Origin of the sequence: Pedobacter aquatilis (assembly GCF_032678405.1) — a bacterium.
GTDB classification, from domain to species: Bacteria; Bacteroidota; Bacteroidia; order Sphingobacteriales; family Sphingobacteriaceae; genus Pedobacter; species Pedobacter aquatilis_A.
Genome location: NZ_JAVTSJ010000007.1, coordinates 246425 through 258383, shown reverse-complemented (window position 1 = coordinate 258383; position 11959 = coordinate 246425). Strand labels below are relative to the sequence as shown.

Below are 11959 nucleotides of genomic sequence, written 5' to 3'. Positions count from 1 at the left end.
ATTTGTAATATGAATTTTTCTCCACAATCAAGAGTTTGGATCTACCAAAGCAACAGGAAGTTCACTTCAGCAGAAGAAACAGCAATCCTGAAAAAGCTTGAGGCTTTTACCAGTCAATGGAAAGCCCATGGGAATGAATTGATGGCGAAAGCTGAAATCCGTTATGGTTTCTTTATTATCTTAACAGTTGATGAAAGCCAAGCAGGTGTTACCGGCTGTTCTATTGATAGCTCGGTGAGGATAATTAAAGATATTGAGCAAACTTACCATGTTGATTTATTCAATCGCTTTAACATTGCTTATATTGCTGATGGAGAAGTTCATGTACAGGGTAAAGAAGATTTCGAAACACTGGTGAACATTAAAAACGTAACGCCAGAAACCATCGTTTTTAATAATATGGTTCAAAACTTACAGGAATTGGAAAGCAAATGGGAAGTGCCTTTTAAAGATAGCTGGCATTCTACTGTATTTGCCCACCTGCTCTAGTTGCCTCACCCTACCCTTTTTATCTCTTAAATTTATTGCCATAAGCAAAACAAATTTGCCGGGAAAAGCTTTATATTACCTAATATAAAACGATCTCTATGGCACGTTGGTTAAAAATATCCTTAAAAGTAGTTGCGGCATTTGTTATCCTGATCCTTTTAACCTGGCTTGCGGGTGCATTCTACATCAGCAGAAATAAAAAAGAAGTATTAAACTCCATACTATCTCAGTTAAACAAGAACCTGAATGGCGAAATCACCGCCACGAGCATGGAGCCTACCCTGCTTAAAGGTTTTCCGGGTGTTTCAGTATCACTAAATGGCGTTTTGCTGAGGGATAGCTTATGGTCAAGGCATCAACACGATTTACTGAAAGCAAAGGATATCGATGTATCATTAAACGTGCTATCGCTTATTCTGGGATCGGTAAATATTAACCAGATTACACTTAATGATGCTTCCATCTATATTTATACTGACTCCAGCGGTTATAGCAATACCAGCATTTTCAAAAGTAAATCGCAGAAACCAGCGAAGGCAGAGGCTAAATCAAAAAGTGATTTTGCCGTAAAGAAAATAGATTTTAACCGGGTGAACCTTGTTGTTGACAATAAAAAAAGGTTTAAGCTTTTTAATTTCAACATCGATCAGGTTCAGGGAAGATTAAAATACCCAGATAGTGGCTGGACTGGCAAGATCAAACTGAAAACTCTTGTAAACAGTTTTGCCTTCAACACCAGGAAAGGGAGCTTTTTAAAAGATAAAATGCTTGAAGGAACACTCTCCGCACATTACAGTAAAGCACAGGAAGCCGTAATTTTAGATCCGGAAATACTGAACATTGGTGAACATCCATTTAAAATCGGTGCAAAGATAGATTTGGCCAAATCAGGTTTTAATATCAGTATTGCCGTTGATCAGGTTTTATTTAAAGAAGTTGCCCTGTTATTATCCCCAAATATCTCATCGAAACTTTTAAAATTCGGCATTGAAAAACCAATTGATATCAGGGGAAATATCATTGATGATGGATCAGGTAAATTTAGCGACCCGCTCATAAAAGTTGGCATTAAGGTTAGAGACAATGTGGTGCGCATTCCTGCAGGCACACTTACTGAAGCGAATTTCGATGGTTCCTTTACCAATCAGGATACGGTTGGGGGCATCATAGGTGATGAAAATTCATCAATAAAGTTCCACAGGCTAACAGCAAAGTATTTTAATGCACCATTAAAAATAGACACTTTTACGGTTAATAACCTTTCGCGTCCTATTGCTACCGGACTGGTTACCTCGCAATTCCCATTAACCAACCTGAATAATTCCATTGGTACGAACGACTTTGAGTTTAAAAACGGGACGGCAAACTTAAGCTTATATTGTAAAGCAGATATTGATAACTTCAGGTTTACCAAACCTGTTGTTTCGGGAAAAATTCAGGTTGCCAATGCCGATATCCTTTATGTACCACGTAAACTTCACCTGGTAAAAAGTGCTTTGAACATCAATTTTAACCAAAATGATTTATCCATACAAAACGGGCATTTTCAACTGGGAAAAAGCATCCTGAATGTTGATTGCAGCATCGCCAATTTTGCTAATTTATATTATACCGATCCTGATAAGATTCTGGTAAACCTGAAAATGCACAGCCCTCAGCTTTACCTGAATGAATTTTTACCATTTCTGGGTCCCAGGACAACGAGGAAAAAGGCCAAATCGACAAGTTCGATAAAAACTGCATCCAAAGAACTCAGCAATGTCCTGGAAGTTTCGAAGATGAATATCCGCTTAACTGTTGATAAAGCAATATATGATAAGTTTATGGCCAAAAATTTAGATGCAGATATTTCACTTCGCGGTGCAGGCATCTATCTCAACAAAATCAGCGTAGCTCATGCAGGTGGTTTATTATCGTTAAATGGAAATATCATTCAGGAAACAGGCTCAAACCTTTTTAAAATCAATTCAAAAATCAGCCATGTAAGTGTGAAAGATTTTTTCTATTCATTTGATAATTTTGGGCAAGCGACAATCACCAACAAAAACCTTCAGGGATATCTTTCTTCATTGGTTAACATTTCAGGAAGGATTTCGCATTCCGGAAAAATCCTTCCCCGTTCTATAAATGGGAAAGTAGTATTTAACCTCAAAAATGCTGCCCTGGTAAACTTTGAGCCTATAGTTAAGGTGGGTAAATTTGCCTTTGCAAACCGTAACCTATCAGATGTAAAAATTAATAATCTGGATGGGACACTTTTAGTAAAAGGAGATAAAGTAGAAATAATGCCAATGCAGGTAAATTCTAGTGCACTGAATTTTAATGTTAAAGGCATTTATGCTTTGAACACCGGCACCAATGTGGAGATGGATATTCCCTTAAGAAATCCGAAGGGTGATGAAAACTTAACAAACAAAGAGCGCCGTGAAGCCCGTATGCGGGGCATTGTACTGCATTTAAAGGCAATAGATGATGAAAAAGGCGGCATAAAAATCAGGTGGAATAAAGACCATGATTAAAGGATTTTTTCTTTTAGCGAATTCATCATTTTGTTTTTTTTCCAAAAAGTATAGCTATTTTGAATAATTCTAAAAAGTGGCACAAGCATAAAAACAGCTAAAGAGATTAAATTTCTATACATTTTTCAGTCTTATCCCATACAGCTACTAGTTCAATGGATTACCATAGTATTCTTATTTCAAAAAACTCAAATCACTAAAAAACAATCATTTAAAAAAATAAAACACTTTTTTTAAATGTTAAAATTTAACAAAATATTCTTTTTAGGCACAGCAATTGTCTTTTTTCAGACAAGTCATCTTCTTTTAGCGCTCCCACAATCTCCTAAATTAATTAATATGAAAGACAGCGTTTTAATTGTTGACAGCGAAACCTTGATCAACAAATTTTTAGAATCGAGACTAACTAAAGAAGAACTGGATGTTGATATTGCCTTTGATGGAATTGAGGCTGAAAAGAAAATTAATGAGCGTGAATACGACCTCATCTTAACCGATTTAATTCTGCCATATGTTGCAGGTGTAGAATTAATCATGAAAATCAAGAAATCTGCACACAATTCACAAACCCCTATAATCGTACTTTCATCTTTATCTGCCGAGGATATCATAGTAGATGTGCTTGCCATTGGTGCACAGGATTATATCGTGAAACCCTTTTCAATAAATGTTGTACTGGCAAAAATTAAACAACTGATTCAGCTGAAAAGATCAGCAGCTTAAACCTTTAAACTTTAAATTTTATGCAGATCAATTTCGTTCTGCCGTGAAGACTATGCCTGATTTTTAATGGCATAATTCCTTCCGGCTACCCCCTGATTATACAGCTTGCCATAATTGTAAGTATTGTAGCCATAGGTGTAGTGTTATTTACACTGGCTTTTATTTTTTTCAACAGGATAATAAAACAGCAGCAGCTTAAAGCTGCACACTCGGCTGAAGCCATTATTCTTGACGAATTAAACGAGCATATTTTAATGTACGATTCCTCAGAAGATATACCTGAAAGCGAGCTGAACACTACCGTTAAAAACCTTGAAGGCATTAGGAATGAAAACCCTGTTTTCAGACAAGTAATGATCAGGTTGTTTATCTATTTCAAGCATAATTTAACAGGTAATATTTCAAGCCTGATTACTGCTACTTATTTCAGGCTAAGACTTAATGAGCTAACGATTAACAAGTTAAAAAGCCGGTTCTGGTTCACTAAGGCCCAGGGGCTTAAAGAATTGCAGGATATAAATTACAATGATGCTGAGCACTACATTATTCCCCTGTTAAACAGCGGTAATCTGGATGTAAGGGTTGAAGCCTATGCAGCATTGATTAAACTCCAAACACCCCAATCGTTTGCTTTTCTGGAGGAAGAACAGGAAGCTTTGAGCAGCTGGCACCAGATCGTACTTTTCGATGCCGTAACCAAAACGGAACATAGAGAAGTACCTGAATTCGGATCGTTTTTGAAAGTCAATAATAAAAGCATTATACAGCTTTCCATCAAGTTATTATTGTATTATAAGCAGTTTGATGCTATACCTGAGCTGATGCGTCTATTAGATAACAGCGATGAAACGATCAGGAATCAGGCAATTTGTGCTTTAGGTGAACTTGATGCCGAAGATGCCGAGCAAAAGCTTATTTCGATCTATCCAACTGAGCATAATAAAAACAAATCGCAGATTCTTTTAGCCATTGGAGGTATTGCTAGTGGGAAGGCGTTAAGTTTTCTAAGTGATAAGTTCTTAAAGGCCGACCACTACACCATTTTAAAAAGTGCGGCAGCAGCAATCATGTCGCACCCGGTAGCCATAAGAGATCGTATTCTCGAAAGCCTTAACAACCTTGATGAAGAACAAAAAGCAATGATTAAACATTTCGAAGACCCTTTAATTAAACTGCATGGAATACATTAAAGAGGGCATCAGATTCACCTTTGAACATGGTATTTTTTACTATGGCTTGCTGGTAATGGCTACTTATTTAACGCTGATTATCTTTAGTATCAGCGAAATCATTAAGTATAGCCGAAAAAACAGCTTTATCAGTTACGATTCATTGCTGGCATCGCAGTTTACACCCGGCATAACGGTAATTGCTCCTGCCTACAATGAAGGCGAAATTATCAGGACGGGCGTGCACACCCTGTTATCACTTAACTATCCGAAATTCGAAGTCATTATTATTAATGATGGAAGTACCGACGATTCGCTTCAACAGCTTATTGATGAGTATGAACTGGTTCCGGTAAGTTTTGCTTATCATGAGGAAATTGTAACGCAGCCGGTAAAAACTATTTATAAATCTACAAACCCGGTTTATGCCAAATTAATGGTCATTGATAAAGAGAATGGTAAAAGCAAAGCTGATGCCTCAAATGCAGGTATAAATGCTGCAACTTATCCACTATTTCTATGCACTGACATGGATTGTATCCTTCACAAAGATACATTGCTCAAAATGGTAAAACCTTTTGTTGAGGAAAAGACGAGGGTAATTGCTACGGGTGCAGTTATCAGAATCAGTAATTCCTGTGAAGTGGAGAATGGTTTTCTGAAGAAAGTTAAAGTACCAAAGCAGTTTTTACCACTTTTTCAGGAGCTGAAATACATCAGGGCTTTTTTAATGGGTAGAATGGCCTGGTCAAAAATCAATGGCCTTATGCTGGTATCGGGCGGTTTAGGTCTTTTTGACAAAGAAATAGTACTTAAAGCCGGTGGTTACAGCCATGAATCTTTTGGCGAAGATTTAGAACTGGTAACCCGGATGCGCGTTTACATGGATGATCAGAAACAGAAATATAAGGTCAGGTACATTCCCGAGTCTTTATGCTATACCGAAGTACCATCAACGCTGAGTGTTTTTTCGCAGCAAAGAACGCGATGGACAAAAGGGCTGGCACAAACCCTATGGTTTCATAAAAAAGTATTCTTAAACCCCAAGTATAAAGTATTTGGTTTAATATCATTCCCATATTGGGTGTTTTTCGAATGGCTTGCCCCTATTATCGAATTTGGTGGTATTATCTATTATATCTACATCATTGTAACCGGGCAAATTACCTGGCAATACGCCATACTTCTGCTGATATTTATTTATTCCTTCTCAGTGATGATCACAATTATTTCTGTGTTATGGGATGAAATATCGGGCATGAAATACCAGAAAAAATCTGAGGTACTGAAACTATGCCTGGCTGCAATTGTTGAGCCATTTGTTTACCACCCTTTAGTATTATTTTTTTCCATACGCGGCAACTGGTTTTTCTTAACCGGGCGGAAATTAGATTGGGGAATTATGACCAGAAATGGTTTCAAAAATGAAAAAAGTAAAATATCAGATTACGAACAACGGAAATTATAATATGTACAGATCAAGAATTAAAACGATCGGGCTCATATTATTTATGTGCCTGTTCAGCAGATTTGCACTTGCCCAGAAAGTATCATCCGATGAACTTTTGAAACAGGCAGTTAAAGAAACCAATATCTCTAAGAACTATGTTAAGGCAATTCAACTGGCCAAAAAAGGCCTGGCCCTGAGCCCGGGTTATGTTGATATTAAACTTTTATTGGGCAGGCTATACATTTTAACTAATCAAAATGAGGCCGCGGCTAAAACGCTTAATGAGGTACTGCGTACCAAGCCAGGCCAGAAAGATGCTTTAAATTATCTCCTTAACCTATACTATGAGCAAAACAATTTGCCAAAAGCCATTTCGTATGCTCAAGCTTACCTAAAATATTTCCCTGATGATAAAAGTATGCAGCAAAAAAGGATTGCTATGCTTTACCAGATAAAGGATTTTACAAATGGAGCGCCTGCATTAGCAAATCTTTACGAAAAATTCCCTGCAGATCAGGATGTTAAAAATTTGTATATCGATTCGCATACCATAGCAGCAAAATACTATCGTGACAATAAAGATTTGCCAGCAGCAGTAGCGGAATATGAAAAAATACTAGCCCTGCGACCAACAGATCAGGAAAGCCTGGAAGCCCTTTACAATCTTGAAATTCAAAGGGGCGATAAAGAAAAGGCCCTAAGCTATGCTACTTTACTCGAGCGTAGCGGGAACACTTCTATTGCAATGAGGAAGGCTGATTTATTAAGCAGCATGAATCGTTTTGCTGAAGCGCAAATTCTGGCAGAGCAGTTGAAAAATCAAAATCCGAATGATGAAAAAGTGGCGTCCTTATATCGGGATATCCATTTTAGCAGTGCAAAAAAAGACCTGGAGCAAAAAGATACACTAAATGCCAGCAAAAGTTATCGAAGTGTTTTAAAAGCATATCCGGCTGATACTTTTTCAAGAAATCAGCTCATCAACCTTTCTGTAGCAAAAGGCGAGCGAAATAATGCATTGCTATTAATTGATGAGGGCCAGCAGTATTATGCAGACAAAGAATCAATTCAATTGAAAAAGTTAGGCATCCTTCAAGATTCGGAGGATAAAAAAACGGCTTATCAGTATTCGAAATCACTGGCAGCGCAATATCCTGAAAGTGAAAAAATAAGAACAATAAATAATGATCTTTTTCTGTTAACCAGGCAAAACAGAATAGGCTTAAATTATGGAATCACAGCCTTTGACCAGCAAGGCAGAAAACCATGGAATCTCTATAGTGCCTGGTATATGCGTTCGGAAGAAGGTGGTGCTTTAGTGGCAAGGTTAAATTATGCTGACAGACGTGATGCCAAAGGTTACCAGTTTGAAGTTGAAGCCTACCCTAAGCATAACACAGGATATTCATACATCAACCTTGCTTATTCGAATGCATTAATCTTTCCGAGATTTAAATTTGGCTATTCTTATTTTCTCCCCTTTAACAATAGTTGGGAGGCAGAAATGGGTGTACGTTATTTAAACAGTTACCTAAATTACTACAGCATAACTGCAGGTTTAGGCAAGTATTTTGGTAACTTCTGGTTAAACGGAAAAACTTTTATTACCCCAAACGGAGAAAAAGTTGCGGGTTCGTATATTTTATCTGGAAGATACTTGATTAACGGATCTCCTGATGATTATTTTACGGCCATTGCCGGCTATGGATTCTCTCCCGACGACCGTGGTAGAAATTTTGAAATTACCGAAAGGTTAAATCTCCAATCGGTAAGGTTTACTTTGGGTTATCAGCGCACTTTATGGAAACGAAATATTGTTGGCCTTTTTGGCACCTGGAACAATCAGGAATATGTTCCGGGCAGGAAAAGAAATGAATTTGATGCACAGATTTCCTTTCAACACAAATTTTAATCCCTGATGATGATTCCCCAGCATTTTAAAACCGGTTTATTTCTGTTATTAATTACGTTTTGTATGTTAAAGAATGCGCATGCCCAGCTTAACCTGGTACAGGATTCAAAATCGGCTTATAAAATTGTTGTCCCTTCGGCGGCAAGTGCAGTAGAAAACAGAGCTGCATCGGTACTAAAACAATATATTAGCGAAATATCGAATGCAACAGTTGAGATTATAACCGACCGTACACCTGAACAGCCTTTAGAGATTTGTATCGGAAAAACCAACCGGACAAACAGCACAGAAAAACTGGTGAACGACGATTTTATAATTAAAACTGCCGATAAAAAACTATTGATTTGGGGTGAAAACGGGAAGTCGACACTTTATGGCGTTTATCATTTTCTTGATGAATATCTTGGGTGCAGAAAGTTTAGTGCCAAAGTCAATTTTATCCCAAAAAGCAGCAACATCAAAATTAATAACATTAATGATGTACAGCACGCTAAGCTAGCTTTCAGGCAAGTATATTACCCCGATCAGTATGATGAAGAATACCGTGACTGGCATAAGCTACAGCTGCTGGAAGATGAATGGGGTTTATGGGGGCATACTTTTGATAAACTGGTACCAGCCAAAACCTATTTTGATGAACATCCCGAATATTTTGCCTTAGTAAATGGCGAAAGAAAGGCCACGCAGTTATGCCTGAGTAATCCGGACGTGTACCGAATCCTGGTTAAAAACTTAAAAGAGCTGATTGCGGCACATCCTGAAAAAAAATACTGGTCGGTTAGTCAGAATGATGGTTTTGGATTTTGCACCTGTGATAAATGTAGTGCCACCGATTTAAAATTCGGCGGCCCACAAGGTTCATTAATCAGCTTTGTAAACAAGGTTGCCGCTAATTTTCCTGATAAAACAATTTCTACGCTGGCTTATCTTTATACCAAACACCCGCCTAAAGGAATAAAGCCAGCGGACAACGTAAGCATTATGCTTTCTACTATTGATGTTGACCGGGCAAAACCAATTGCAAGTAATCCGGCTGCCAATGGTTTCAGAAATGACTTGCAGGGATGGGCAAAATTAACAGGGCAGTTAATGATATGGGATTACGTTGTACAATTTACCAATTACCTAAGTCCTTTCCCAAACCTGAACACGCTTGCTGCCAATATGAATTATTTTGATCAGTATAAGGTGTCGGGGATTTTTATTCAGGGAACAGAAAATAATTTAGGTGAGTTTTCATCACTAAAATCTTATCTTTTAGTGAAAGCATCCTGGAATCCGGCTGCTAATTTGTCTAAAGAAAGGGATGAATTTATGCAGGCTTACTATGGTAAGGCTACGCCACTGCTAAAAAAATACAACGGGGATATGGAAGCTTCGCTGGCCAAATCGAACAGGGTACTGGATATTTATGGAGATCCGGTAAATGAATGGAATAGCTGGCTTAGTCCTGAAAACATCGATCAATATAGCAGTACGCTTGATGCGGCAGAATTGGCCGTTTCAAATGTGCATCCTCAACACGAGTATGTGGTAGCAGAGCGCCTGGCACTCGAGTATGCCGTTTTACAGCAAGCCCGCTTTTATGGACTTGAGCGGCATGGTATTTTCTCGACGGACGGTAAAAACTGGCGTATAAATCCGGGTATCGAAAGAAAAATAAACAGGTTTATCGAAATGGCCAATGCGAACGGTGTAAAGCAGCTGAGTGAAGATGGCCTTAGCCTTGAAACCTATGCATCGGAATGGAAAAAAACTTTTATGGAAGGTCCCGCCTTACACCTGGCTGTTGGAAAAACAGTAAAGACAATAAGTGCATTTAACAACGACTATCCTGCAAAAGGTTCACGTACCTTAACGGATGGCTCCAGGGGCTATAACAATTTTCAGTACAACTATTTAGGCTGGCTTGGAAATGATATGGAAGTAGTAATCGATTTAGGAAAAGAACAAGCCATTAAAAAAATTACAGCCGGCTTTTTGGAAGACCAGCGACACTGGGCCTTTTTACCGGTTAAAATTTCTGTTTCCTTTTCAAAAGATAACATTGCATTTGGGAACTTAAATGAATCTGTCCAGTCATTACCTGAAGAAAACTACGAGAAAGAAACCCACCGGATTAGCATTGATATAAAAGGGATCGCAACAGCACGTTTTATAAAAATTAAAGCTGAAAACCTGAAAAAACTACCGGAATGGCGGGATTATCCGAACCGTAAACCCTGGTTATTCTGCGATGAGCTGGAAGTTTACTAATATTAAGCTGAAAGAAAATTAATGATATTATCTGCTTTTTCCGGCTGATATTGTACGAAGATAAGGTTCAGCTGAGCTATCAGACCATCAAGAATGTCCTTATCATCATCGCAATGCTGAATATCTGAGAGGATAATATTTAAAAGATGCTGATCCTCAGCAGTTATCGTTAAACAAAGCTTCTGCTGCATTTTCTCTGCACTCAGGATAACGTAATTTGTTAAAGCCTGAAATTTAGCCTGATAGGCTGATTTAAGAGATCCAAAATGCAACAAACTACGGCAAAGCTGCAACTTATAAAGGGCCAGTTCCATCCTTAGGTAAAAACAGATTGGGTTTTCTGGTGCAGTTTCTTCCTGAGAAACCAGTTTAATGAATGAATTATAAGTTGTCATTGAAGCCTTAGTGCTGCGAAAATTAATGAAACAAAGATACTGCTTTTAGTACTTTATAACATTTATTTTACACGAAGCGCCGCATTTTCTTACACAAACAGTCTCTAATGTGGAGGCAAAACCCAAAATAAATCCGGAAATGTATAACAGATTAAAAATCAAGCGGACCTAATCTCCTCATATTCTTTAAAATAAGATACTGGCGGTGCCTGATGTAAGGTGTAGCATTTTTAGGTGTCCAGCGGCGGGGATTCGGAAAACAGGAGGCGATTAAGGCAGCCTGGTTTCTGCTTAGGTTAGTACAGGATTTACCATAATATTCCTGAGCGGCAGCCTCTGCACCATAAATCCCATCTCCCATTTCAATTACATTTAAATACACTTCAAGGATACGCTCTTTACTCCAGAACAATTCAATCAAAAGGGTAAAGTATGCTTCAAAGCCTTTTCTAATCCAGGAGCGTCCCGGCCATAAGAAAACGTTTTTCGCCGTTTGTTGTGAAATGGTGCTTCCGCCCTTTACCTTTTTCCCCTTAGCATTATTGGCAAAAGCTTTTTCTATGGATTTGAAATCGAAACCCAGGTGTTTTAAGAACAACTGGTCTTCAGCAGATACAGCAGCCCGTTTCATGTTGTCAGAAATCTCTTCAAACTTAACCCACTTTTTTTCAGTCTTAAATGGTTTACCATCAGTCTTGCGTTCGATATTCCGCAAAACCATTAACAATGTAATTGGCGGATTGATAAAGCGATAGGCAATTACCCATAGAACTGATACCAACAGAAAGTAGATAAATACCTTTGTGGCAATATCTATTACCTTTTTCAATAAAGGATGCCTCGATTTAGTTTTACTTCTTGATTTCCGGGATTTCGCCATGTAGCAAAGTTAATAAAATCTTAAAAACCTGAATTCTGTTTTAAAAATGGTTTACTGGCTAAAGCCAGTCTCCATCCTTATGCGCTAAACCTACTATAACGCCATAATCAAAAACGCTTCACACAAAAATCAAATGAAAACAATTACAATTATAAAACTAAAATAA

General features: G+C 38.0%; 9 protein-coding genes. 7 read left to right on the top strand and 2 right to left on the bottom strand.

The genetic code is table 11. The annotated features are described in order from the left end of the window. The first annotated feature begins 9 nt into the window (after positions 1–9). The 7 genes from R2R71_RS19120 (at position 10) to R2R71_RS19090 (ending at position 10518) form a co-directional block, all read left to right on the top strand. Positions 10–489, top strand: coding sequence for an ABC transporter ATPase (locus R2R71_RS19120; protein ID WP_316832888.1), 480 nt, complete (start codon positions 10–12; stop codon positions 487–489). Positions 490–587: 98 nt separating this feature from the next. Then, positions 588–3008, top strand: a complete 2421-nt coding sequence (locus R2R71_RS19115) for an AsmA family protein (protein ID WP_316832887.1) — start codon at positions 588–590, stop codon at positions 3006–3008. Positions 3009–3347: 339 nt separating this feature from the next. Further along, the gene (locus R2R71_RS19110; RefSeq protein WP_316832886.1) at positions 3348–3731 is read left to right on the top strand and encodes a response regulator transcription factor; all 384 of its coding nucleotides are present in this window, start codon (positions 3348–3350) and stop codon (positions 3729–3731) included. A 140-nt stretch (positions 3732–3871) separates the two neighbouring features. Next, entirely contained in the window at positions 3872–4921 is a 1050-nt protein-coding gene (locus R2R71_RS19105; protein ID WP_316832885.1) for a hypothetical protein, read from the top strand. After that, complete coding sequence (locus tag R2R71_RS19100; RefSeq protein ID WP_316832884.1) at positions 4908–6368, top strand: glycosyltransferase; 1461 nt, start codon at positions 4908–4910, stop codon at positions 6366–6368. The genes R2R71_RS19105 and R2R71_RS19100 overlap by 14 nt, the downstream gene beginning before the upstream one ends. Beyond that, on the top strand, positions 6325–8262 hold the full coding sequence (locus R2R71_RS19095) for a YaiO family outer membrane beta-barrel protein (RefSeq protein WP_316832883.1): 1938 nt from the start codon (positions 6325–6327) through the stop codon (positions 8260–8262). Before R2R71_RS19100 ends, R2R71_RS19095 begins: the two co-directional genes overlap by 44 nt. Positions 8263–8325: 63 nt before the next feature. Beyond that, entirely contained in the window at positions 8326–10518 is a 2193-nt protein-coding gene (locus tag R2R71_RS19090) for a DUF4838 domain-containing protein (RefSeq protein WP_316832882.1), read from the top strand. A 2-nt stretch (positions 10519–10520) separates the two neighbouring features. Here R2R71_RS19090 and R2R71_RS19085 read toward each other — a convergent pair whose 3' ends face one another. Continuing rightward, positions 10521–10913 carry a hypothetical protein gene (locus tag R2R71_RS19085; RefSeq protein ID WP_316832881.1) on the bottom strand — a complete coding sequence of 131 codons (393 nt, stop codon included), beginning with the start codon at positions 10911–10913 and terminating at the stop codon, positions 10521–10523. A gap of 151 nt (positions 10914–11064) precedes the next feature. Then, positions 11065–11793: a monofunctional biosynthetic peptidoglycan transglycosylase gene (gene mtgA, locus R2R71_RS19080; RefSeq protein ID WP_316832880.1), complete on the bottom strand. Its 729-nt coding sequence runs from the start codon at positions 11791–11793 to the stop codon at positions 11065–11067. Positions 11794–11959: the final 166 nt, after the last annotated feature.

What these genes read in the sequence shown, in the direction of transcription:
- R2R71_RS19110 (WP_316832886.1), top strand. Translation starts at nt 3,348, where the DNA reads ATGAAAGACAGCGTTTTAATTGTTGACAGCGAAACCTTGATCAACAAA.
- R2R71_RS19100 (WP_316832884.1), top strand. Translation starts at nt 4,908, where the DNA reads ATGGAATACATTAAAGAGGGCATCAGATTCACCTTTGAACATGGTATT.
- R2R71_RS19090 (WP_316832882.1), top strand. Translation starts at nt 8,326, where the DNA reads ATGTTAAAGAATGCGCATGCCCAGCTTAACCTGGTACAGGATTCAAAA.
- R2R71_RS19120 (WP_316832888.1), top strand. Translation starts at nt 10, where the DNA reads ATGAATTTTTCTCCACAATCAAGAGTTTGGATCTACCAAAGCAACAGG.
- R2R71_RS19115 (WP_316832887.1), top strand. Translation starts at nt 588, where the DNA reads ATGGCACGTTGGTTAAAAATATCCTTAAAAGTAGTTGCGGCATTTGTT.
- mtgA (WP_316832880.1), bottom strand. Translation starts at nt 11,793, where the DNA reads ATGGCGAAATCCCGGAAATCAAGAAGTAAAACTAAATCGAGGCATCCT.
- R2R71_RS19085 (WP_316832881.1), bottom strand. Translation starts at nt 10,913, where the DNA reads ATGACAACTTATAATTCATTCATTAAACTGGTTTCTCAGGAAGAAACT.
- R2R71_RS19095 (WP_316832883.1), top strand. Translation starts at nt 6,325, where the DNA reads ATGAAAAAAGTAAAATATCAGATTACGAACAACGGAAATTATAATATG.